Below are 23,159 nucleotides of genomic sequence, written 5' to 3' on the forward strand. Positions count from 1 at the left end.
GCCGGGTGGTGTGCCAGGGTTGGATCGTGGCCACTCGTAGCTGGGACTCGCGAGAAGCGCTGGACCAGGAGTCCGCGACAACCGCGGTGGCACCCTCGCGCGTACAGCTGATGTTGCAGTTCGGTGGAAACCAGGCCGTTGGGCGGCTGCTCAATGACGGCTATCCGCATGCGGGGGCGATCAACTCGGCATTCGGGCAGAGCGTTCCGCTGCGCAGCGTGGTCGACCCGCAGGGCTGTGCCGAGGCCGGCGTGCCGGCGTTCACCGAGGCCGGGGTCACGCACTTCGCCGAGCCCAAGCCCGATCTGCACGTCGCCGCGCACGAGGCCGCGCACGTCATGCAGCACTCCGGACGGACGTCCGACGCCGGGCTCGGCGCCGAGGGGCATGCGGGGGCGGTGGCCGACGCGGTGGCCGCGGGCCGGTCGGCCGGGGAACTGCTCGGCGCGGGCGGCGAGCGGGTGCCGGCCGAGCGGCACAACTACACGCTCACCAACGGGGACGCCAAATACCAGGGCGTCAACCCGGGTGGCCTGTTCGCCAAGCTTGCCGACACCGGTGAGGCCTGGTCCTACCGTCCGCATCAGCTCTACGCGACGCCGCAGCTGATCAACGAGGCGGCCGCCAAGCTCAGCGGGCAGAAGTCGGGCGTCAAGCTCAGCCCGGACGGCTCCGATCAGCGCACCGTCGACGCGCCCGACAAGACCGGCCGCAAGTCGCTGTCGCTGATGAAGGTGGAGATCGCCAACGGCGGCGGGGGCGAGAAGCAGACGTTGCCGTCCGACTGCCGCCGGGCCGCCCTCGAGGTGATGGGCCTCGCCCAGAACCCGGCCGCGAGCGTCCAGTTCGACGGGCCGAAATCCCTGGTCAAGCCGACCGATCCGCGTAACACGATCGCCGAGACGATGTTCGTGCAGAAGCGGATCAACGAGACCCCGGACTATGCCACCCTGACCGCGGCCGACCAGCGGATCGTCATCGACAAGGCCAAGACCGACTTCGCCGAGCTGTCGGCCGAGGAGAAGGAGAAGCTCAAGCACTCGCCGCTGGCCAACGCGGCCGCGGCCAAGCTGGGCCTGGACGAGTCGGCGATGCCGGGGGTGGGCGAGGCCTACAGCATCCACCGGGCCGGTGCCGCGCCGGCCAACGAGTTCGAGTACCACTACGCCGCCGTCATTCTCGCTCCCGGCCAGGACCGGGTGACCTTGGAGAACTCCGGCGGCGACAAGGGCGACCGCAGCGCGCAGTGGAAGATGGAGATGTACGGCCCGGCCAGCAAGCAGCAGTCGTTCCACGAGGAGTGGGCGCGCGTCTTCGGCAAGGACGCGCACACCGTCGTCGACCGCGACGAGGCGCTCCGCGGGTCAGCCGTCGACTATCCGAAGATGGCGACCTCGGCGCTGCTCGCGCTCTACCGGGACGCGAAGGACCCGGACGAAGTCGGCGCGATGGAAACTGAGCTGCGCAAACGCACCATCCAGATCAGTGTGACCGTCGACGCCCTCGAGGATTACACCAACGACGAGGTGTTCGTCCGGCTGCGCAGCGGCGACAAGAAGCTGGACACCGACATCCTGCTGTTCTCCAAGGGCGACACCCGCGCGTTCCCGGCGCTCTCGTTCGACAAGTTGCTGCCGCTCGGCGACAAGGTGACCGTCGAGCTGTTCGAGTTCGACCTGATCGGCAACGACCTGATCGGCACGATCGCCTGGTCGCTGCCGCTGCTCGACCAGGTCGACGTGCCGAAGGCGGCCGGCGACGCTCGCTACCGGATCAGCCTGTCTACGCCACCCCGCTGAGCCGGATCGCCTCGACCGGACCGTCCAGACGCAGCGGCCCGGCCGCGTAGGGAACGAGCAGCGTGTCCCCCCGCCGTACCGCAAGATTGTCGTTCTCGCCGGTCAGCGTGCCCTCCCCGGCCACCGCAACCACGACGCTGAAGCCCTGCTCGATCCGGTCGCCGCCGCGCAGGCGGCGGGCGGCGAAGAACTCGTCCGCCGCGGCCGGCAGCAGCCCCGACGACGAGCCGCGAAGAGCGTCGAGGCGGGACGGCGACCAGCCGCCCCGATCCACGCACTGCAGGGCCAGGTCGTAGCCGAGGCCGAGGTGACCGTCGGTCAGCCCGAAACCCTCGTACTCCAGCAGCACCGAGAAATCGGTCGGCTCCTGGATCTCGACCAGCAGAATCCCGTCGCCGATCGCGTGCGGCACGCCGGCCGGGCAGAGGATCGCATCGCCGGCCGCGACCGGGATCCGGTTGGTGGCCGCGAGCATCTCGTCGTTCTTCTGCCCGTCGACCCAGCCGGCCAGCTCTTCAAGATCAACATCACGAGCAAAACCCAGATGGACGTACGCGTCGGAGCGCGCGGAAACGATCACCCAGGCTTCGGTCTTCCCGTACGGCGAGGCCAGGTGCGCGGTGGCGAAACTGCGGTCCGGGTGTACGTGCAACGGAAGGCGCTGACCGGCATCGAGCAACTTGACCAGCACCCCGGTGTCGGCCCGGTCCGGGCCCAGCCACCAGCGCGAGTCGGCCGCGATCGCCTCGGCCAGCACCCGCCCGTCGGCCAGCGTGGACAGTCCGGACGGCGCAAGGTCGAACCGGCTGGTCACCGACCCGACCCAGTCCTCGGGCCGATCCGCCAGCGCGGGCACGTTGCGGAACTCGGCGATCCGCCCCTCGCCCCGGTAGAACGTCTCGGGCTGATTCGCTGACAAGACCTCGACAGTCATCCGCGTCCTTTCAAGGCCAGCTCGGCGAGAAATCCGCCGACGAACGTATCGCCGAGCCCGACGGTGGTGGGGTTCTCGACATCGAGCACAAAGCCAGGCACGACCGTCGCGTTCATCCGAGAGGCGAACGCGACGGACTCAGGACGCCGCGGCTGCCGGCGCAGGCGCTCGACGTCCGCGTCGGTGAAGTCGTCGCCGTGGCTGTAGCGGGTGGCGGCCATGACCGTCCCGGTGTCGAGGGCGTCGGCGTAATCCCCCGAACCGGAGGCCAGGGCCCAGTATTTGGTGTGCAGTACCAGTGTCGGCACCGGAATCAGTTTGTGCACCTCGGCGAGCGCGGTCGTGACGTCCTCGGGGTCGAGCAGGTCCACCGTCCGCTTCAAGTAGGACTGCAGCTCGTCCTCGTTCAGCCCGTACACGTCGATGTTGTTGATCAATGCTTCTCGGACCCGGCGGCTGAAGGCCGGCTCGTGATAGGCCGCATCCTCGAAGTAGGTAACCGCGTTCGGCGGGAGCTGCCGCATGTGATCTTTCAACACGGCGAGCCGATCATCGAGCTCGCCGACATCCCGCATCGCGTTAAATCCGGATATAAGGAATACATCAGCAACGCCTAGCCGGTCGCCAAGATTCTCAGTGAGGAACATATCGGCATTTGCCGGGTCGTTCACATAGATCAGGCGGTTCGGGAACGGCGCATTGATGTCGATGTCGTTCGCCCGAATCCACAGACCAGCGTCGTACTGAACGATCAGGTGCGGATAGAAGGTGTCCGCCGTACCGCTGTTGATGTATTCGCTGTCGAATGGCAGCAACCGGCGGAACGTGTCGTTCACGCTGACCAGGTGCAGCGTCGACGGCACCCCGAGCCGGCTCATCAGGATCCCGGCCCGCACCGACGTGCCACCGAGGGTCTGCCGATGCGGGAAGCGATCCGCGAAAGTGGAAAGCGCCGGGGCGGAGGCGACGAAGTGCTCGCCACCCCCACCCCGGGCCACATATCCCAGGATCGACACGACCAGGTCCCGCTCGCCGGCCACGTCGGCCGGCGACGTCAGTTCCGCGGCGACGATGCCGTACTCGACGATCAGCTGCTGCAAGACACCAGCGGTCAGCTTCAGTTCGTAGTCGACACAGCCGCCAAGGCCCAGGACTACACGGGACGCGTCAGTCATCTCAGAACAGGGAACCCTTGCCCTCGGCGCCGAACAGCTCGATCTTCTGCGCCGCGACGACCTTCAGAGCGTCGATGCAGGCCGGCTGGATGGCGTTGGGCTCGCGCAGCTTCGAGTCGACGCCGAGCACCTCGCGCATCTTGTCGTGGTAGGCGACCTTGATGTCCGTCGAGATGTTGATCTTGTTGATGCCGGTCCGCGCGGCCTCCCGGATCTCGTCGTCCGGGTTGCCGGAGCCGCCGTGCAGCACCAGCGGGATACCCACCCGGCTCTTGATCTCCTTGAGCAGGTCCAGCTTCAGCTCCGGCTTGAGGTGCGACGGGTAGAAGCCGTGGAACGTGCCGATCGCGATGGCGAGCGAGTCCACGCCGGTCTGCTCGACGAAGGTGACCGCGTCGTCCGGGTCGGTGTAGATGATCTCGGCCGCGCCGGCCTCGGCGTAGCTGTCGTTGCCGCCGATGGTGCCGAGCTCGCCCTCCACCGACACGCCGAGCACGTGCGCGGAGTCGGTGACCTTCTTGGTGATCGCGAGGTTCTCCTCGAACGGCTTGAGCGAACCGTCGATCATCACCGAGGTGAAGCCGAACTGGAACGCCTCGAGCATCTGCTCGTAGGTGGCGCCGTGGTCCCAGTGGATCGCGATCGGGATGCTGGCACTGTGCGCCCGCGCGATGATCCCCTGGACCATGGCGGCGCCGATGTGCCCGACCTCGTCCGGGTGGATCGCGACGATCAGCGGTGCGTTCATCTGTTCACTGATCTCCACAACTCCCTTGAACATCGCCCAGTCGCTGATGTTGAAGGCGGGCACGGCGAAGCTGTGCTCATTGGCGACATCCAGGATCGCCTTGCCGGTCGTCAGCATTTCGGTGTTTCTCCTTCGCGAGGGGGTTGGCCGTCAGGCCTTCACGGCACCGGCGGTGAGCCCGCCGATGAACCGCTTCTGGAACAAAAGGAAGAGGACGAGTACGGGAATGGAGCCGAGGATGCTCATCGCCATCATTTGGTTCCACTCGTACGAGTGCTGACCCATCAGCATCTGAATGCCGATCGGCACCGTGCGCATGTCGTCGGTGCGGGTCAGGGTGAGAGCGAACAGGTATTCGTTCCACGAGATCATGAACGTGTAGACCCCGACCGCGATCAGGCCCGGTACGGAGATCGGCACGAGGATCCGCCACAGTGCGGTCCAGCCGGTGCCGCCGTCCACCTTGACGGACTCGTCCAGCTCTTTAGGAAGGGTGTTCAGGTACGCGGTGATCATGATGATCGCGTACGGGAGCGTGAACACCATGTGCGTGAGAATCAGACCGGGATAGGTGTTGTACAGACCGAGCGCGACGACGAGCCCGAAGTACGGAATGACCAGGGTGATCGGCGGCACGGCCTGCACACTGACGATCACCGCGTTGATGGTCTTCTGGAACGGGAAGTTGAAGCGGCTGAACGCATAACCGGCCAGCAGCGCCACCAGCAGCGTCAGCAGCGTGACCGCGATCGCGACGATGTAACTGTTCAGGAAGTACCGCAGCTGGGTCCCGTTGCCGAGGATCTCGGTGTACGCGTCCAGCGAGAACGTCTGGGTGATCAGCTTCGGCGGGTTCTGGAAGACTTCGCCGTTGCTCTTGAACGAGGTGGACAGCATCCACAGCACCGGCAGGCCGGCGAACAGCCCGCCGATGATCAGCCCGGTGATGACCCCGGCCTTCGCGAAGGTGCGCTTGGTCTTGATGGCGATGGCCACGGCGATCACCGCTCCCTTTGCTGACGGACGTAGAAGAAGGCCAGGACCATCGTCAGCAGCAGCACGATCACGGCCGCGGCGGACGCGGTGGAGAACTCGTACTCGCTGAAGGCCTGTTTGTAGGTATAGGTGCTGAGCATCTCGGTGGTGTTCAGCGGGCCACCGCCGGTCGTCATCCAGATCAGCGCGAACTGCTGGGACGTCCAGATCAGGTCGAGCACCGCCATGCTGATGATCACCGGGCGCAGCTGCGGCAGCGTCACGTGCACGAACCGCTGGAACCAGTTGGTCCCGTCCACGGCGGCCGCTTCGTACAGGTCGTTGGGGATGCCCTGCAGGCCGGCCAGCAGGCTGATCATGAAGAACGGGTAACCCGACCAGATGTTGATGAAGGTGACCGCCCAGAGCGCCATCCCCGGGTCACCGAGCCAGTTCACGCTCTGGTTGATCAGGCCCAGCGAGTGCAGCACGTAGTTGATGACGCCGGAGGGGTCGAGCAGCAGCCGCCAGATGACCGCGATGACCGCGATCGTGAACAGCCACGGGAGGATGTAGACGATCCGGAAGATGGCCTTGGTGACCCCGCTCAGCAGCTGGGTGTTCAGCATCATCGCGAACGCCAGGCCGAGAACCAGGTGGGCCACCATGCTGACGGTGATGAAGATGGCCGTGTTCTTCATCGCGACCAGGAAGTCCGGGTCGGTGAGCACCTTGGTGTAATTGGCGAACCCGGCGAACACCGAGTTCTCCTGGACGATCACGTTGTCCCGGAACGAGTAGCTGATCACCATGACGATGGGGACCACCATCAGGACCACGATCAGCACGATCGTCGGGGACAGATAGCCGTACGGGACCAGGCGCCGGGCCAGCGTCTTCCGCGCCGGCGCCGCCTGCTCGACCGGCGGGGCGGCCTTCGAGGCGAGCAAAGTCATCACTGTCTCCTAGGTCGGGCGCCGCACCGGCCCCTTGTCAAAACCAGAACTGCGGCAAGAGGGGGACCAGCGCGGCACCCGGGCTGCTAACCGATCACTGACGCCCAGGACTCCTGCGACTTGGCGAGGGCGTCGTCGACGCTCGTCTTGCCGGTCAGCACGAGTTGCAGCTGCTCGTCGAAGCTGCGCATCAGGTCCTCGGACTTGGGCAGGCCGACGAACTCGTTGGCCGGCGTGCTCTGCTTGTAGATCTCGAACGCCTCCTTGAACAGCGGGTCGCTGTTGCTGAAGTCGGGCTCGGCGTTCTTGTTACCGGTGAAGCCGTTGGCCAGGGTGGCGAGCTTCGCGTTGGTCTCCTGGCTCATCAGGTAGGAGACGAACTTGAACGCCTCGGCCTTGTGCTTGGTCGAGTTGGAGATGCCGACACCCCAGGACGCGTACGGGATACCGCGCTTGCCGGTGTAGCTGTCCTCGGCCGGGATGGCCGCGATCTCGAACTTGAGGTCCGGCTTGTTCTTCTTGATCAGGGTGACGTGCGCCAGGGAGTCGATCATCATGCCGACCTGTCCCTGCGTGAACTTCTCGACCTTGTCCTGCTCCTTCATGGTGAGGGAGCCGGGGGCGATGACGCCGGCGTCATTGAGGCTCTTGACGTACTCCACCGTGCTCTTGACCGCGGCGGTCTGCAGGGCCGGCTTGCCGTCGGCCAGCATGCTGCCGCCGGAGGCCCAGAGCCAGGACATGACGTCGTTCTGGATGCCGTTGGGGACGGCCGTGTCGAGCGGGAGCGCCCAGCCCTTCACGTCGCTGCCGGTCGCGGTGATCTTCTTGGCCGCGTCGAGGAACTCGGTGCGCGTGCTCGGCGTCTTGGCCACGCCGGCCTTGGTCAGCAGGTCCTTGTTGACGAACAGCGGGTAGACGAAGTTGACCACCGGGATCATGTACGTCTTGCCCTCGAGCTGGATCTGGCTGGCCAGCTGGCTGGAGTCATAATTCGCGTCGGTCATCAGCTTCGACATGTCCGCGATCGCGCCCTGCTTGGCGAAGTCGTTGACCCAGGCGCCGTCGAGACCCACCACGTCGGGCAGGGTCTTCGAGGCGGCCCCGGTAACCAGTTGCTGCTTTGTCGAAGCGTACGGCGCGCTGATGAGCTTGATCTTGATGTTCGGGTTTTGCGTCGTGAAGTCGTTAACGATCTTGTCCAGCTCCCCGGCCGGAAGCTCGGCCCCCCACCACTGGGCGAACTCGAGCGTGACGTCGCCGCCGGCGCTGGAGTCGTCGGAGTCGCCCCCGCCGCACGCGGCCACGAACGCGACGAGCGTCGCCGCCGTCACCGCACCTATTACTCGCTTCAACCGGGTCGAACGAACCGCCATGGCGGGCTCCTTCTATATCGAAGTCTTTCTGTTCTCTGCCGTGTTGGCGCCACGTTAGCAGCGTGTTACAGATGAAGACAAGGGAAGAACAGCAAAAAACTGCGGAGTACGGCATACTGTTGCGCCTGGGCATCCCATACTCTGCCTGGCAACAGCACAATTGGCTGTTCAGGTAGGCATGCACGCCCTTGCGGCTCTTCGCGGCTCTGCGCATCAGCGTGCAGAGTGGACACGCATTTGTGGCATACTGCCGCACTGACAAGGGGGAATCAGTGAGCGTCGACAGCAACGAACGGCAGCGCCACCTGCCGGCCGGGCGCAAGGCTCAGCTGGCCGCATACGTCGCCGAAACCGGCCAGGTCACCGTCGGTGAGCTGGCCGAACGCTTCGGCGTCTCGATCGACACGGTCCGCCGCGACCTGGATCAGCTGGCCGCCGAGGGCAGCCTCGTGCGCACGTACGGCGGTGCGGTGAGCCTGTCCACCGTCTCCCGCACCGACCGCGCGGTCGACCAGCGGCTCAGCGTCCAGGAGCAGGAGAAGGAGAAGATCGCGGCGCTGGCCGCGGCCCTGGTCCAGGACGGCTCCACCATCATGATCAACGGTGGCACCACCACCCTCGCCCTGGCCCGCAACCTGGGCCAGCACCGCGATCTGACGGTGGCCACCAACAACCTGCTGGTCCCCGGCGCGCTGCCGCCCACGGCGGTCCGCGACATCTACATCTTCGGCGGCGCGGTGCGCGCTCTGACCCTGGCCACCGTCGGCCCGGTCAGCTTCCGCGCCAACACCGGCGCCGACCTGGACATCAGCTGCGACCTGGCGCTGATCGGCGTCGGCGCGGTCTCGGCCGACGCCGGCTACACGACAAGCAACCTGGCCGAGGCCGCGATGATGCAGGAAATGATCTCGCGCGCCGCCCGGGTGGCCATCCTGGCCGACGCGTCGAAGTTCGGCCGCCGGCTGTTCGCCCAGGTCTCCGAGCTGGCCGCCGCCGACTACCTGATCACCGACAGCGCCCCGCCGCCCGACCTGCGCGAGGCCCTGGAGGCGAACGGCGTGGAACTGCTCATCCCCACGGCAGCCGCGACCGCTCCTGCCAGTAAGCGGCAGCCGGCATAGCCAGGTACCTCCACCGCACCGGGTCGGCGTCGAGCTCGCGGGCCCGCAGGTTCGAGGCCAGCTGTTCCCCGGTCGCGGCCCCCGACAGCACCACGGTCGCCCACGGCTGAGCCAGCACCGCCGCGAGCGCGGCGGCATCCCCCGGCGCGTGCTCCCCTACCGCCAGCCGCCCGTTGGCCAGCGCCTCCTTCACGATGACCACGCACCCCGCGTCGTGCGCCTCGGCCAGGGCCGGCCCCGCGCTGGGTTCCAGCAGGTTCCAGGTGGCCTGCACGCTGCGAAACAGTTTTACCTTCAGCGCGGCCCGAATCGCCGCGGCCTGCTCCGGACCGCTGGTGGACAGCCCGATCACGACGCCTTGCGCCGCCAGATCGGCGAGCCGGGCGTGCAGCTCGACGTCGTGCAACGCCGGGCTGTCCGGCGTCACCGAGTGAATCTGATAAATGCCGAGCCGGTCCCCCAGCTGCTCCCGGGTCTCCCCGAGCTGCCGTTCGAAGGTGGCCACGCTGTGGTCCTTGACCTCGTGCACGTCGGCGTCGATCCGCCACCCGGCGGTATAGGTGTAGCCCCACTTGCTGCCGACCGTGACGTCATCGACCTCGGGCCGCCCCCACAGCCACTGGCCGAGGAATTCCTCGGCAAGACCATAAGACCGGGCAACATCAAAATATCTGACCCCGCCGGCGTACGCCTGATCGAGCAGTTCATGAGCCCGGCTCCGCATCACCTCGACCGATCGCTCAGCCGGCAGGTCCGCCGCCCGCCCGAGGTTGATATAGCCCGGCCGCCCCACCGCCGCCAGCCCAAGCCCGATCTTCATGCCCCCATCCTGCCTCAGCCGGGCACCCGGTCCCGCCTCAGCCGGGCACCCGGGCCGTCGAAGAGATCAGTGATGCTGACCTGGATCCGGACCGGTCGGACGAGCGCCATCTGCGTACTCGTCTGCGCTGTTCTGTTGGTGGTCCAGCAGGCCTGGTTCTTCGGCGGATGGGGTGGCCCGGAGGTCGCCACGCTGGTAACCGACGCCTCGTACGTGCCGCAGGCGCTGATGTTCACCGTGCTGGCCGGCCGGGTGGCGGTCTCGAAACGGCAGGAACCGCGGACCCGGCGGGCCTGGCAGGTGATCACCGTCGCGTTCGGCTGGCAGTTGGCCGCCCACTGCGCCTGGTTCGCGCAGTCCCACTTCCTGCACACCACCGGCTACCCGTCCGCCGCCGACTACTGTTTCCTGCTGTTCTCCCCGTTCATGTTCGCCGGGCTGCTGATGCTGCCCGGCCAGCACCGGCGCCGCCGCGACCGGCAGCGGCTGGCGCTGGACGCGCTGATCGTCGGGGCCGGCGGGTTCATGGCGATCTGGTACCTGCTGCTCGGCCCGATCCTGCACGCGCCGGGACTCACCATGTGGCAGCGGGGGTTCACCGCCGCGCTGCCGATCGGCGACCTGCTGCTGGTGCTGGCCATGTCGACTGCCATGCTCCGGCGGCACCAGCCGGAGGTGCCGGGCCCGGTGCGGCTGCTGGCCGGCTCGATCGCGCTGACCGTGACGGCCGACGTCTCGTACAGCTGGATCCAGTTGCACGGCGGCTACACCGGCGGCTCCTGGCCGGACCTGCTGTGGCTGGCCGGCTGCTTCCTGCTGGTCCTGGCGGCCGATCAGCAGTACCGCCGGCCGCGGCATCCCGCGCCGCGGCGCGGGGATCGCAACGCGGTCTTCCTTCTGCCGTACGCGGCCAGCGTCGCCGCCTACCTGCTGCTCGCCGAGCAGTCCTCACACCTGCCGCTCGACCCGTACGGCGGCATGATCCTCGGCTCGGCCGTGCTGACCCTGCTGGTGATGGCCCGCCAGATGCACGCCCTGCGGGACAACCGCGAGATGGCGGTCACCGACGGGCTGACCGGCCTGGCCAACCGGATCCTGGTCACCGAACGCCTGGAACAGCTGGCCGGCCAGCCGGTCCGCCCCGGCCGGCACACCGCGGTCCTGCTCATTGACCTGGACCGGTTCAAGCCCATCAACGACACCTTCGGCCACGAGGCCGGCGACGTCGTACTGGTCGCCGCGGCCGACGCCATGCGCAGCGTGATCCGGGGCGGCGACCTGGCCGGCCGCCTCGGCGGCGACGAGTTCGCCGTACTCATGCCGGGCCTGCCCTCCCGGGAGGCCGCCGGCGCGATCGCCACCCGGCTGCTGGAGACGCTGCGGATGCCGGTGATCTTCGGCGAGCACGTGCTCATGGTCGGGGCGAGCATCGGCGTGGCGGTCCGCGACGATCCGGACGCCTCCGGCGAGACCCTGTTGCAGCAGGCCGACACCGCCCTGTACGCGGCCAAGCGGGCCGGCCGCGGCCGCTTCGAGTACTACTCGGACGTGATGGACACCAAGGCACGCGAGGCCGAGCTGCGCCACGCCGTGGCCGACGACGAGCTGGTGGTGTACTTCCAGCCCGCGGTGGCCCTGGCCACCGGCGACCTGCGGGCGGTCGAGGCTCTGGTCCGCTGGAACCATCCGACCCGCGGCCTGCTGGGCCCGGGCGAGTTCATCGACCTGGCCGAGGAGACCGGCGCGGTGGTGCCGCTGGGCGCCTGGGTGCTGCGCCGGGCGTGCCAGGAGGCGGCCGCCTGGCGCGCCGAAACCCCCGGGGCCGACCCGCTGCGCCTGGCGGTGAACATGTCACCGAAGCAGGTGGCCCAGGCCGACCTGGTCGAGACCGTGCAGACAATCCTGGCCGACACCGGCTTCCCGCCCAACCGGCTGACCCTGGAAATCACCGAAAGCGTGATCCTGCAGCCAGACCCGCTGACCATCAGCCGCCTGGAGGCACTGCGAAACTTGGGAATCCAGCTGGCCGTAGACGACTTCGGCACCGGTTATTCGGCCCTGAGCTACCTACGCCGCCTGCCGGTAACCGTCCTGAAGATCGACCGCTCGTTCGTAACCGGCATAGCCGACGACCCAGAAGCCCGCTCAGTCTGCGAGGCGGTGGTCCACCTGGGCGAAGCTTTCAAAATGAACGTAGTGGCCGAGGGCATCGAAACCCCCGACCAGGCGGCCGCCCTGATAGCCATGGGCTGCACCGTAGGCCAGGGCTTCTACTTCCACCGCCCACTCCCACCCCAGGAAACAGCAGCCTTGGTCCACAAGCGTTTCGCCCCCGTGAGCTAGCCGGGGCTGCCGCCCCGAAAGTCGCGAGACAGAACCAAGGTCGCTGATCACACTGTCCCGGTGACCGAACCAGAGCCAACCGAAGCGGACTACCTACGCCAGTTGGAGCTGGTGGCCCGCGACGTGGTGCACGCGGCCCACGACGAGGGCTGGCTGTCCTACGCCCCCGATCCCGCCGACGCGACCCCGTTGCAGCGAGCGGTAAACGAACTGGCCCGCCACATAAGACGCCAGCACTTCGAGGGCGACGGCTGCGTGGAGGACCGCCCCCTGCAGCATCTGGGCGGCGCCGCCCTGATCACCCCGAGCACCGACGACTACCTGTCCGGCTGCGCCCGACTGGGCGTAGAAGCCCGCCCCGAGGGCTGGGCCCTCTGGTACACCTGGGACGAGAAGGCCCGCCCCCACACCATGGTCACCACCGCCCTGGACACCACCCGAGGACTACTGGAGAGCTGGTCAACCGGCCACGACCTGCATCCCGCCCAGCCCCTGCGAGCCCAGATAGCCGCAATAGTCAGAGGCTGGCCCGGCCCAGTAGTCCTCTCCCCCAGCCACGCCAAAAAAATCGGCCTGACCGGCCACTAGCCCACCCACGGCATCCATACATTCTGCATGCCGCTATGCCCTTTCTTGTGCAATCGGGTAGATTCCTCCATCTTACGATATTGGCACCGGCTTATTCGAAAGAGCATGTTCCACTACGCCCATTCAGACGCTGCCGAAATGCTCTGAAAGTGCTTCCCGACATCGGCTGCGGCGGTCCTCTGAGGGCAGGTCGACCGCGACCGGTGACCCGCTGTTGCCATCGGGAGCGTTGCGGCCGACCGCGCTCGCGGGCCGATCGGCAACCAGAGCTGGGCGGTGCCACGATGTCGAACGGCCGAGGTTGTCCGCTTTGCCTCGCCGCTCCACCACGGCTGACCGGTTCGACCCGGTCCCCACCGCCGACACGTCCCGCTTCGCCCGCGTCGCCCGCCTGCTCCGCGTCACCCACCCGACCTACATCGCTCACCCGGTCAGCTGACCCACCCTGAGCAGCAACATCTTCCGGTTCCTCAGGCTGACTCCGAGCAGCAGTGTCCTCCCTCGCCGGCGCGTCACCGTCGGCCGCAACACCGCCGCAGGGCGCCGCGGGTGACGGCCGCTGAAGGCAGGTCGCCTCCTCCGGCCAGATCAGCGGCGGGACAGCCTCGACATCATCATGCAGACCCAACTCGCCACACTCACGGGAGCAACCATCCGAACGGCAACGCTTCAACGCGTAACGGCGAACGAGCCCCCACCGCCGCTGCGGCAGCCGATCACGACGAAATTCATCGCCGACCGGCGAATAGTTACGTGCTTTTGTGCGATCCCGCAGCCCAGTAATTGTGGACCGATCGAATAGCTGAAGCTGCTGGTACCGCATGCCTATATTCTCGCGCGCCCAAATCGCACCCGCTAAGAGTCGATCATGCCAGTTTCCGGAAGCCAGCGGGAGCCAAAGAATCAGTTGCGTGACCAATCAAATAAACAATCAAATACTGCGAGGTGGATTAGCTCGGACGCCACCGGACGGGCTGCCGACGTGAGCGATGTCGCCGTCATCGCCTTGACGCCCGGCTCCGGCACGATCACCTGATCGAACTCCCAGAAGTAGCTGTCGGGCGCGGGAGGGAGGGCGGCCGTGTGGACTAGCCTCCGGCTCATGACCACTATTTCCGTCATGTTGGCCGTGCCGGACGCGGCGGCGGCATCCGACTGGTATCAGCGGGCGCTCGGCGCCACCGAGCTGTGGAACCTCGGGTCGGTCATCGGGCTGGAACTGGACGGGGCGCCGTTCTTCCTCGCCGAGCCGGCCAACAACGGCTGGGAGAGCCCGGCCGTGCTCGGCAGCACCACCGCCCGGATCGAAGTGTTCACCGACGACCCGGACGCTGTCGCCGAGAGCGCCGCCGCGGCCGGAGCCAACTACCACGATCCGGTGCGCAACCACGAGATGCCGTGGGGCCCGCACCGGCAGGGCGGCTTCTTCGACCCGTACGGTCATCTCTGGCTTGTCGGCGACCGCTCACCGCTGCAACGTCATCGGTGATCGGGTACCAGATCAAGGACAGTAGCGGCGACGTGTGCCGGGGCGGGCGGTAAGACGGGGTGGAAGGAGGCGATTCGCATGGCAGGGACGCTCAGCCCGTGGCCTCAGATCCGCCAGGGCGCCAAGGAACATCCGGTACCGACTCTGCAATACCTGCTGCGGGCGCGCGGCAAGACGGTGACGGTCGACGGCGAGTTCGGGCCGAAGACCGACGCCGCGGTACGCGCCTTTCAGCAGGACAAAGGCCTCGCCGTCGACGGCATCTTCGGACCGAACACCTGGGGTGCGCTGGTCGTCGAGGTCAAGCAGGGTGCGCAGGGCGACGCCGTGCGCGGCGTGCAGGAAGAGTTCCAGTTCCGCAACCTCTCGGACGACCCGTCGAAAGGGCTCGCCGTCGACGGCATCTTCGGACCGAAGACCGATGCAGCCGTACGCGGCTTCCAGTCCGCGATTCACGCCGACGTCCCGTCCATGGCAGTGGATGGCATCGTCGGCCCGATGACGTGGCAAGCGCTCGTCAGCGGGATGCTGTCTTTCTGAAAACCGGGTCAGCCGGCCGGGTTGAAGGTGATTCCGGCCGGCATCGCCTCGGTGATCAAGCTGACGAAGTTGGCGTCCTTGAGGCCGAAGTTGGCGCTGCCGAAGTCGTAGTTGCTCAGGGTGTCGCGGATGCTGGTGGACGGGAACCCGGTCCAGCCGACCAGGGTGGGGTACTGCCAGGCGGCGTACGCGTTCTCCGGCGGCTCGTCCCCGCTGTTGGCCAGCCGGAAGTCGTGGGTGCCGACGCCGTCCTTGTGGTAGACGACCTTCGGGTGGTTGCCGGTCCAGATCACGCTGGTCGACGGGTAGATGTTGAAGTCGCCGTGCGCCGAGGTGGAGACGTACTTGGCCACGTCGTTCTGCACCCACACCACGACGTGCTCCCAGTCGTGCCGATGCCCGCCGATCGAGCTGTTCGCGAGCGCCTGGTCCTTCTCGAAATACAGCCCGTACGCCACGGCGCACCAGCCGTTGTTGCACTTGTACCGCGCGTACCCGTTGGTGTTGTCCAGATCTGACGTGTCGTGGCAGTCGCCGCTCAGCGAACCGGCCGGCTTGAGCCCGCCGTTCACCGTGCCGGTCGGGCCGATCGCCGGCGTCGGGTAGCAGCCGTCGGTGTCGTAGTCGTAGGCCGGCTGCCACTTGGTCTCGACCGCCTCGGCCTTGCCCGGCAGCTTGGTCGGCGGCGCGGCGAGCGCGGGTGTGGCCGCGGCGATCACCAGGGCCAGGGCGCCACCGGCGACGATGGCCGTGCGGGTTCGGTTCCTCATGCGGCACGCTCCATACCCGTGGGTAACAACATCGAGGATGTTCCCGCCTCCGGACGTAAATATCAATGCCTATCAATGACGGTATGACCCGTTCGTGATCTCCAGCCATTCGCCGCGATAACTACCGTCACCGGCATGCGAGATGCCCTGCGCCGCGGCGCCGTCGTGGTCGCCATCGTCACCGGCAGCGTGCTGCCGGCCCCCGCCGCGATGGCGGCTCCGGCCAGTGCGGCCGCCGCCGCCCTGCCTCCGATCGAGACCTGGCTGGCCGACGTCACCGCCGTGACCGACCAGGCCGACGCCTATCTGGACGGCCGCTTGCCGGACAGCCGGGTCAAGGCCGCCATCGTGCTGGACATCGACAACACCGCGCTGGAGAGCGCCTACGAGGGCGAGGTCTGGCCGCCGGCCACCCCGTCGGTGCTGGCGCTGGCCCAGCAGGCGCAGACGCTTGGCGCCGCGGTGTTCTTCGTGACCAACCGCCCCGACATCCTGGCGCCGTGGACCGCGAGCAACCTGTCGGCGGCCGGCTACACCTGGGTCAAGCTCTACCAGCGACCCACCTTCAGCCTCGACTCGGCCCAGACGGTCAAGACCAACTTCCGCATCAAGATCGAGTCAGCCGGTTACACGATCGTCGCGAACGTCGGCAACAACGACAGCGACCTCGCGGGCGGCCACGCCGAGCGCACCTTCAAGCTCCCGGACTACGACGGCCAGCTCGACTGACGCTTCAGGTCACGGTCCAGTCGGCGGTCTCGGTCGGCGTGCCGGCATTCAGGGTGAGGCGGATGCGGTCGATCTCGGCCGTCTCCCGGACATGGAAGGCGACGACGCTGTCGGCGTCGAAGTTCGGCGCGATCTGGAAGCGGAGGGAACCGAGGCCCGCGGTCAGTGGCCCGCTGGCCTCGAACCAGCGGCCCTGCGTGTCGATCGCGAGAGCGTCCTTCTGCGGCTCGGCGATGAACTGGCCGGTCCCGATGTTGTGAATGTGCACCTTTACCACCACCCACTTGTAGCCGGTCAAGGCCGGCCACTTCGGGTAGTCGAACGGGTCCGTCACCTTGACGACCGAGATCTCGATAGGCTCGCCGGTCTCCCCGTCGTGCAGGGTGACCGCACTCCCCAGCGGGACGGCCACCGCGGCCGCTCCCGGTTTGGCCAGGTCATAGCTGGAGTGCGTGGCAGCCAGCGTCGGCTGGGCCGTCGGCATCTGGCTCGGCGCCGCAGTGAACTCCGCGGCCGTGGTCGTGGTCGTCACGGCCGCGGTTACCTGGCCGCGGCCGGCGTCCGGTCGGCCGACCAGCACGGCGAACCCCGCGCTGGCGCCGGCCACCGCGGCAACAGCGACCACCGTCGCCCAGCGCGCGGCACTGCGAAGGGCGGGGCGGGACGGCGCGATCATGGCCATCTGACTCGGCACGGCACGGCCGGACTTTAGCCAATCCGGCGCCTAGTCACTTTTTTTACTATGCAACTCTTTGTATGGTGGCGGGGTGAACCCGTACCCGACGCTGCTCAGTCCGCTGGACCTCGGCCACACGGTGCTGCGCAACCGGGTGGTCATGGGCTCGATGCACACGAAGCTCGAAGATCGGGCCCGCGACCTGCCGAAACTCGCGGCCTACTTCGCCGAGCGAGCCAAGGGCGGCGTCGGGCTGATGGTGACCGGCGGCTACGCGCCCACCTGGCGGGGGTGGCTGGCGCCGTTCGGCAGCATGATGACCAGCGGGCGGCACGCCGACGCGCACCGGCTGGTCACCGACGCGGTGCACGAGCACGACGGCAAGATCCTGCTGCAGGTGCTGCACGCCGGCCGATACTCGTACCACCCGTTCAGCCTGGGTGCGTCGGCGCGGAAGTCGCCGATCACGCCGTTCCGGCCGCGGGCCATGTCGACCCGGCAGGTCGACCGCACCGCGACCAGCTTCGCGCGGGCCGCCCGGCTGGCGAAGCGGGCCGGTTACGACGGCGTCGAGATCATGGGCTCCGAGGGTTATCTGATCAACCAGTTCCTGGCGGCGCGCACCAACGACCGCACCGACGCGTGGGGTGGCTCGGCGGCCAACCGGATGCGGTTCCCGATCGAGATCGTCCGGCGCACCCGGGAGCTGGCCGGCGACGACTTCATCGTGCAGTACCGGATCAGCCTGCTCGACCTGGTCGACAACGCCCAGTCCTGGGAGGAGACGGTCGAGCTCGCCCAGCAGCTGGAAGCCGCGGGCGTGACGCTGTTCAACACCGGGATCGGCTGGCACGAGGCCCGGGTGCCGACCATCGTCACCTCGGTGCCGCCGGGCGCCTTCACCTGGGTCACCCGCAAGCTGCGGCAGGAGGTGTCGGTGCCGGTCATCGCCTCCAACCGGATCAACCGGCCGGAGGCGGCCGAGCAGATCCTGGCCGCCGGCGACGCCGACCTGGTGTCGATGGCGCGGCCGCTGCTGGCCGACGCGGAGTGGGTGGCGAAGGCTTCGCAGAACCGGGAACGCGAGATCATCACCTGCATCGCCTGCAATCAGGCCTGCCTCGACCACACGTTCCGCAACCAGCGGGCCTCGTGCCTGCTCAACCCGCGGGCCGGGCACGAGACCGAGCTTTTGCTACTTCCCACCCGTACGGCCAAAAGGATTGCGGTGGTCGGAGCCGGACCGGCGGGTCTGAGCGCGGCCATCGAATTGGCCGGCCGGGGTCATCGGGTTGAGCTTTTCGAGGCGGCCGCCGAGATCGGCGGGCAGTTCCGGCTGGCCGCGCGGATCCCCGGCAAGGAGGAGTTCGCGCGCACCCTCGACTACTACCGGCACATGATCGACGTCCGAGATGTCCGGCTACAAACAAGGACAAAGGCAAAAGCCGAAGATCTCGCCGGGTACGACGAGGTAGTGGTGGCGACTGGCGTCCGGCCCCGGATACCCGACATTCCGGGCATCGACCATCCGATGGTGATCACCTATCAGGAGCTGATAGAGCGAGGGACCGCCGCCAAAAAAATCGCGATCATCGGCGCCGGCGGCATCGGCTTCGACGTCGGTGAATTCCTCCTGCACGAACCGGACGAACCGCTCGACGACTGGATGCGGCGCTGGGGCGTCACCGACCCGCAGACCGCGCCGGGCGGCCTGGCGGTGAAGGTGAAGACCCCGCCGCGTCGCGAGGTCCACCTGCTGCAACGCAAGACCACCACGCCCGGCAAAGACCTGGGCAAAACGACCGGCTGGGTGCATCGCGCGGCGCTGCAGGACTCCGGGGTCACCATGCGGCGCGGCGTGGAATACCTGCGCATCGACGACCAAGGCCTGCACACCGCCGACGGCCTGCTGGCGGTGGACACCGTGGTGCTGTGCGCCGGCCAGGCCTCGGTCCGCGACCTGGTCGACCCGCTGCGCGAACGCGGCGTCAACGTGCACGTGATCGGCGGCGCCGACGTAGCCACCGAGCTCGACGCCAAACGGGCCATCAAGCAAGCCACCGAACTCGCCGCACGCCTCTAGGAGCCACCATGAAGAACGTGACCGTCGAGCTAGGCAGCAACGGGATCGCCCAGGTCCGGCTCAGCCGCCCCGACAAGCTCAACGCCCTCACCCTGGACACCCTGCAGCAGCTGGTCGCCGCGGCCAAGCAGCTGCGCCGCGACCGCACCGTGCGGGCCGTGGTGATCTCCGGCGACGGCGACTCGTTCAGCTCCGGCCTGGACATCGCCGGCACGCTCAAGACGCCCGGCCGGGTGGTGCGGGCGTTCCTGCCGGTGCCGGGCCGCGGCACCAACCTCTTCCAGGAGGCCTGCTGGGCCTGGCGGCGCGTCCCGGTCCCGGTCATCGCGGCCGTGCACGGCCACTGCTACGGCGGCGGGGTGCAGATCGCGCTGGCCGCCGACCTGCGCTTCGCCACCCCCGATTCGAAGTGGTCGGTGCTCGAGGGCAAGTGGGGCATCATCCCCGACATGACCGGTATCCGCAGCCTCACCGAGGTGGTCGGCGCCGACGTCGCGAAACGGCTGACGATGACCGCCGAACGCTTCAGCGGCGCCGACGCCCAGCGCTACGGCCTGGTCACCGAGCTGGACGACGAGCCGGTCAAGGCGGCCACCGCGTTCGCCGAGAGCCTGCTGACCCGGTCCCCCGACGCGATCGCGGCGGCCAAGCGGCTGATCGACGACGCGCTGACCGGCAGCGCCCGGCGCACCTTCGCCCGCGAGCGCTGGGAGCAGATCCGCCTGCTGCGCCTGCCCAACACCGGCATCCTGCGGCGCGCCGTGGTCAAGAAGGAAGACCCGGAGTTCCGGCCCCGGGCCAATAGGATTCGTCCGTGGCACTGAGGAACGCCGTGCTGGCGGCGCTGATCGACCGGGAGTCCTCGGGCTACGACCTCGCCAAACGGTTCCGGGTGTCGGTCGCCAACTTCTGGACCTCCACCCCCCAGCAGCTCTACCGCGAGCTGGAGAAAATGGAGGCTGAGGGCCTGCTCACGGCCCGCGTCGTCAAACAGGAGAAACGGCCGGACAAGCGCATCTTCTCGGTCACGCTGAGCGGTCGCGACGCCCTTCGGGCGTTCACCCAACAGGATCCAAAGCCGACGACCGTACGCGATGAGCTGCTCGTTCAGGTCGAAGCGCTGGCCCACGCCGACGTGCCGAGCGTGCGCGAGTCGATCCGCGCCCGCATCGAGCAGAGCCGCCAGCGCCTCGACGCCTACGAAAAGCTCCTGGCCGAGATCCTCGGCCCCCGCAGCCACGAAGAGTTCCTGGCCACCGGCAACCGCATCGGCCCATATCTGACGCTGAGCCGAGGCATCAGCTTCGAGCGCGAGAACATCACCTGGGGCGAACTGGCCCTCAGCGTCCTGGCCCGCCGCTACCCCTAGGTCGTGTTTCAAAAAGGGGTCGAGCTGCGGTGAGGTCCAGGTGTCGTCTGGGTGTGCGCCGGAATTGCCCGCATACCGGTGTTGTATGTGGGTGATTCCGGCGTGCGGCCAGGCGGCGGCTGGGCCACGCCGCAGCACGGCATCCTTTTTGAAACACGACCTAGGCGTTGAGGGCGAGGTACCTGAGCCGACGGCCTCCTCGTGGCGCAGGTCAGCGAAGGAATCCCGACAGGACCTCGGTGAACCGCGCCGGCTGCTCCTCGGCCACGTAATGGCCGCAATCGTCGATGATCACCTCGGTGACATCGTCGGCTGCCAGCCGCATCGTCTCGGCGACCAGCGCGCCGCTGTACCGCGCGCCACCGACGGCGAGGACCGGCAGCGTCAGCCGGGTCTTCCGGCGCTGCTCGTTCTGCGCGATCGTGTCGTCCAGGGCCCGGTAGTACGCGAAGCTCGACCGCAGCCCGCGCGGGTCCGCGACGATCGCGTCGACGTAGACATCGACGGCGTACTCGGGAATCGCGTCCGGGGTGGCGCCCTTGGTGGCGAACTGGTGGCCGAAGAACAGCCGCTCCCGTCCCCGGACCAGCTCCTCGTTGAGGTCGTCGAGCCGGTTGAAGCCGAAGTGCCAGAGCCGCTTGTTGACCGCGGCCGAGCTGAAGACCGACGGGGTCGGCGTGAGACCGGGGATGATGGCGTCGACGACGGTGAGCCGGCCCACCCGCTCGGGGTGATCGGCCGCGAGGGCGTAACCGGTCCACATGCCGATGTCGTGGCCGACCACGTCGAAACGGTCGTGCCCGAGCGCGGCCATCAGCGCGACCATGTCGGCGGCCAGCGAGCCGGCGTCGTAACCGTCGTCCGGCCGGTCGGACAGCCCGGACCCGCGCGAGTCGACGGCGACGACGGTGTGCTCGCGGGCGAGGGCGGGCATCACTTCCCGCCAGGCATACCAGGTCTGCGGCCACCCGCCGACCAGCAGCAGCGGCGGGCCGTCGCCGCCGGTGACCGCGTGCAGCCGCAGCCCGTCCAGTTCGACGAACCGGCTGGTGAAAACGTCGGTGAATCCCTCGGGAAGCGGCATCTTGGACTGATCGTTCCAACTTGTCATGCCGGTCACCATACGCATGTTGGACCGATCGGTGCAAGATGCGTAGGCTGAGGAGCATGGCGGGACGCAAGCAATTCGACGTGGACGAGGCGTTACGACGCGCGATGCTCGTCTTCTGGCGCTGGGGCTATGCGGAAGCCTCGATCGACCGCCTCACCGAAGGCACCGGCCTGGGGCGGAGCTCGCTCTACGGCACCTTCGGCGACAAGAGCACGCTCTTCCGGAAAAGCCTCGAGCGGTACGCGCAGACCTACCACCCGCAGTACGACAAGGCACTGTCCGGCCCGCACCCGAACCCGAGCGCCGTGGTGGCCGCCTACCTGCGGGTCACCCTGAACCGCATCGCCGACCCGGCGGTCCCGGACGGCTGCCTGCTCACGATGTCGGCAGCGCAGTTCCCGGCCCTCGACCCGGAGAGCCAGGCGGCGGTCCGCGCCATGATCGACGGTCTGCGGGCGATGCTGGAGCGGGCGATGCGGGCGGCGGGAGCCGACGGGCCGGAGGCGGCCAGGCTGGCGTTGTGCACGGTGGCAACCAACAAGTCCCTGGCGGTGCTGAGCCGCGCCGGCTTCTCGGCCGAGGAACTGGCCACCGTCGCCACCAACGCAGCGTCCGGAGCCCGAACCGTGCCAACACCCGGGTAGCCGTGCGGGCCAGCCGCTGGAGGAGATGCAGCGATAGCGGGCTCAGGCATCACCCGGCCGTACGCAGGTAGGCCTCGGCCAGTTCGCGCAGCCGGGCCCGGCCGAAGCTGCGGCCGTGTCCGGGGTGGACGACGGCGACGTCGAGACCGGCGAGGAACTCCATGCTCCGGCGGTAGGCGGCCACGTCGGAGTTCGGCAGGTCGTCGATCAGGGTGTCGTCGTAGACGATGTCGCCGGAGTACAGGGCGCCGGTGCGCTCCTCCAGCAGGGCGATGCTGCCCGGGGTGTGGCCGGGCAGGTGCAGCACGGTCAGCGCTCGGCCGCCCAGGTCGATGCGGTCGCCGTCGTCGAGCGTGCGGTGCAGGGTCATCGGTTCGACGCGGTAGCTGGCCGGGTCGTAGCCGGGATCGGGCAGGACGTCGAGCATGAGCTCCGGGACAGGTTCGCCCGCCGGGTCGAGGCCCAGCCGGTCGTAGAGCTCCGGGCCGAACAGGCTCGCCGGGATGCCGGCCGCCAGGACCCCCGCCTCGGCCGGATGGGCGGCCCGCTCGCCGAACTCGGGTGCCCCGCCGGCGTGGTCGAGATGCGCGTGGGTCAGCAGGACCATCGGATCGCGATCGAACATGGCCGGGATCGCCGCGCGCAGCGAGACGACCCCGAGCCCGGCGTCGATCACGACGTCCCGGTCGGTGCCGCGCAGCCACCAGAAGTTCGCCGACAGCAGTTCGTTGACGTGCCGTTCCGAAATCCGGGTGACGTCGTCGCCCACCTCGGCCCGGGTGAACCAGTCGGCCATACCCGCCAGGCTAGGCCTCGGGCGTCAGCCGATGGTGGCGACCTGATCCATTTCGAGGGCCCGTCACATGGCCGTAACAACCCCTTGATCAGCGCGGAACCGGCGCGTATGTTTTTG

Annotated in this window: 23 protein-coding genes; 12 read left to right on the top strand and 11 right to left on the bottom strand. The window is 68.0% G+C overall.

The features are described from left to right. Positions 1-26: 26 nt before the first annotated feature. Positions 27-1,799, top strand: coding sequence for a hypothetical protein (locus Ate02nite_RS27265; RefSeq protein ID WP_203810527.1), 1,773 nt, complete (start codon positions 27-29; stop codon positions 1,797-1,799). Here Ate02nite_RS27265 and Ate02nite_RS27270 read toward each other — a convergent pair. The 6 genes from Ate02nite_RS27270 to Ate02nite_RS27295 form a co-directional block, all read right to left on the bottom strand. Then, positions 1,783-2,733, bottom strand: a complete 951-nt coding sequence (locus Ate02nite_RS27270) for a class I mannose-6-phosphate isomerase (protein ID WP_203810530.1) — start codon at positions 2,731-2,733, stop codon at positions 1,783-1,785. The genes Ate02nite_RS27265 and Ate02nite_RS27270 overlap by 17 nt on opposite strands. After that, positions 2,730-3,908: an ADP-dependent glucokinase/phosphofructokinase gene (locus Ate02nite_RS27275; protein WP_203810532.1), complete on the bottom strand. Its 1,179-nt coding sequence runs from the start codon at positions 3,906-3,908 to the stop codon at positions 2,730-2,732. The genes Ate02nite_RS27270 and Ate02nite_RS27275 overlap by 4 nt, the downstream gene beginning before the upstream one ends. Position 3,909: 1 nt before the next feature. Then, complete coding sequence (locus Ate02nite_RS27280; RefSeq protein ID WP_203810534.1) at positions 3,910-4,773, bottom strand: ketose-bisphosphate aldolase; 864 nt, start codon at positions 4,771-4,773, stop codon at positions 3,910-3,912. Positions 4,774-4,806: 33 nt separating this feature from the next. Further along, positions 4,807-5,652: a carbohydrate ABC transporter permease gene (locus Ate02nite_RS27285; protein ID WP_203810536.1), complete on the bottom strand. Its 846-nt coding sequence runs from the start codon at positions 5,650-5,652 to the stop codon at positions 4,807-4,809. 5 nt (positions 5,653-5,657) lie between these two features. Then, positions 5,658-6,587: a carbohydrate ABC transporter permease gene (locus tag Ate02nite_RS27290; protein ID WP_203810538.1), complete on the bottom strand. Its 930-nt coding sequence runs from the start codon at positions 6,585-6,587 to the stop codon at positions 5,658-5,660. 86 nt (positions 6,588-6,673) lie between these two features. Further along, positions 6,674-7,963, bottom strand: a complete 1,290-nt coding sequence (locus Ate02nite_RS27295) for an ABC transporter substrate-binding protein (RefSeq protein WP_239147722.1) — start codon at positions 7,961-7,963, stop codon at positions 6,674-6,676. Between the two features lie 272 nt (positions 7,964-8,235). On the opposite strand from Ate02nite_RS27295, the gene Ate02nite_RS27300 reads away from it, so the two are divergent. Continuing rightward, positions 8,236-9,084: a DeoR/GlpR family DNA-binding transcription regulator gene (locus Ate02nite_RS27300; protein WP_239147723.1), complete on the top strand. Its 849-nt coding sequence runs from the start codon at positions 8,236-8,238 to the stop codon at positions 9,082-9,084. Here Ate02nite_RS27300 and Ate02nite_RS27305 read toward each other — a convergent pair. Further along, positions 9,032-9,904 (bottom strand): aldo/keto reductase, encoded by an 873-nt coding sequence (locus Ate02nite_RS27305; protein ID WP_203810540.1) that lies wholly within the window; start codon positions 9,902-9,904, stop codon positions 9,032-9,034. The two genes, Ate02nite_RS27300 and Ate02nite_RS27305, sit on opposite strands and share 53 nt — an antisense overlap. A 72-nt stretch (positions 9,905-9,976) precedes the next feature. Between Ate02nite_RS27305 and Ate02nite_RS27310 the strand changes: the two genes are divergently transcribed. The 5 genes from Ate02nite_RS27310 to Ate02nite_RS27325 all read left to right on the top strand — a co-directional run bounded on the left by Ate02nite_RS27310 (position 9,977) and on the right by Ate02nite_RS27325 (position 14,864). Further along, positions 9,977-12,247: a putative bifunctional diguanylate cyclase/phosphodiesterase gene (locus Ate02nite_RS27310; RefSeq protein WP_239147724.1), complete on the top strand. Its 2,271-nt coding sequence runs from the start codon at positions 9,977-9,979 to the stop codon at positions 12,245-12,247. Between the two features lie 60 nt (positions 12,248-12,307). Then, positions 12,308-12,835 carry a hypothetical protein gene (locus tag Ate02nite_RS27315; protein ID WP_203810544.1) on the top strand — a complete coding sequence of 176 codons (528 nt, stop codon included), beginning with the start codon at positions 12,308-12,310 and terminating at the stop codon, positions 12,833-12,835. A 310-nt stretch (positions 12,836-13,145) separates the two neighbouring features. Next, positions 13,146-13,274, top strand: coding sequence for a hypothetical protein (locus tag Ate02nite_RS49520; RefSeq protein ID WP_275422964.1), 129 nt, complete (start codon positions 13,146-13,148; stop codon positions 13,272-13,274). A gap of 663 nt (positions 13,275-13,937) precedes the next feature. Next, positions 13,938-14,324 (top strand): VOC family protein, encoded by a 387-nt coding sequence (locus tag Ate02nite_RS27320; RefSeq protein WP_203810546.1) that lies wholly within the window; start codon positions 13,938-13,940, stop codon positions 14,322-14,324. Positions 14,325-14,402: 78 nt separating this feature from the next. Then, positions 14,403-14,864 carry a peptidoglycan-binding domain-containing protein gene (locus tag Ate02nite_RS27325; protein WP_203810548.1) on the top strand — a complete coding sequence of 154 codons (462 nt, stop codon included), beginning with the start codon at positions 14,403-14,405 and terminating at the stop codon, positions 14,862-14,864. Positions 14,865-14,872: 8 nt separating this feature from the next. Here the strand turns inward: Ate02nite_RS27325 and Ate02nite_RS27330 are convergent, their stop codons facing one another. Next, entirely contained in the window at positions 14,873-15,634 is a 762-nt protein-coding gene (locus tag Ate02nite_RS27330; RefSeq protein ID WP_203810550.1) for an NPP1 family protein, read from the bottom strand. Between the two features lie 135 nt (positions 15,635-15,769). On the opposite strand from Ate02nite_RS27330, the gene Ate02nite_RS27335 reads away from it, so the two are divergent. Continuing rightward, a complete protein-coding gene (locus Ate02nite_RS27335; protein WP_203810552.1) occupies positions 15,770-16,363 on the top strand; it encodes an HAD family acid phosphatase in 594 nt (197 codons plus the stop codon). Positions 16,364-16,367: 4 nt separating this feature from the next. Here Ate02nite_RS27335 and Ate02nite_RS27340 read toward each other — a convergent pair whose 3' ends face one another. Continuing rightward, a complete protein-coding gene (locus Ate02nite_RS27340; RefSeq protein WP_203810554.1) occupies positions 16,368-17,045 on the bottom strand; it encodes a hypothetical protein in 678 nt (225 codons plus the stop codon). 85 nt (positions 17,046-17,130) lie between these two features. Between Ate02nite_RS27340 and Ate02nite_RS27345 the strand changes: the two genes are divergently transcribed. From Ate02nite_RS27345 to Ate02nite_RS27355, 3 genes are read left to right on the top strand one after another with little or no spacing between them, the layout of a single operon-like run. Further along, complete coding sequence (locus Ate02nite_RS27345) at positions 17,131-19,122, top strand: NADPH-dependent 2,4-dienoyl-CoA reductase (RefSeq protein WP_203810556.1); 1,992 nt, start codon at positions 17,131-17,133, stop codon at positions 19,120-19,122. A gap of 8 nt (positions 19,123-19,130) precedes the next feature. After that, positions 19,131-19,946 carry a crotonase/enoyl-CoA hydratase family protein gene (locus Ate02nite_RS27350; protein ID WP_203810558.1) on the top strand — a complete coding sequence of 272 codons (816 nt, stop codon included), beginning with the start codon at positions 19,131-19,133 and terminating at the stop codon, positions 19,944-19,946. Continuing rightward, a complete protein-coding gene (locus Ate02nite_RS27355) occupies positions 19,937-20,491 on the top strand; it encodes a PadR family transcriptional regulator (protein WP_203810560.1) in 555 nt (184 codons plus the stop codon). Before Ate02nite_RS27350 ends, Ate02nite_RS27355 begins: the two co-directional genes overlap by 10 nt. A gap of 211 nt (positions 20,492-20,702) precedes the next feature. Here Ate02nite_RS27355 and Ate02nite_RS27360 read toward each other — a convergent pair whose 3' ends face one another. After that, a complete protein-coding gene (locus Ate02nite_RS27360) occupies positions 20,703-21,602 on the bottom strand; it encodes an alpha/beta fold hydrolase (RefSeq protein ID WP_239147725.1) in 900 nt (299 codons plus the stop codon). A gap of 56 nt (positions 21,603-21,658) precedes the next feature. Here Ate02nite_RS27360 and Ate02nite_RS27365 point away from each other — a divergent pair, with 56 nt between their 5' ends. Further along, on the top strand, positions 21,659-22,246 hold the full coding sequence (locus Ate02nite_RS27365) for a TetR/AcrR family transcriptional regulator (RefSeq protein ID WP_203810562.1): 588 nt from the start codon (positions 21,659-21,661) through the stop codon (positions 22,244-22,246). Positions 22,247-22,295: 49 nt separating this feature from the next. Here the strand turns inward: Ate02nite_RS27365 and Ate02nite_RS27370 are convergent, their stop codons facing one another. Continuing rightward, positions 22,296-23,042, bottom strand: coding sequence for an MBL fold metallo-hydrolase (locus tag Ate02nite_RS27370; RefSeq protein WP_203810564.1), 747 nt, complete (start codon positions 23,040-23,042; stop codon positions 22,296-22,298). Between the last annotated feature and the right edge of the window lie 117 nt (positions 23,043-23,159).

The sequence above is a fragment of the Paractinoplanes tereljensis genome, from assembly GCF_016862435.1.
In the GTDB taxonomy this organism is placed as follows: Bacteria; Actinomycetota; Actinomycetes; order Mycobacteriales; family Micromonosporaceae; genus Actinoplanes; species Actinoplanes tereljensis.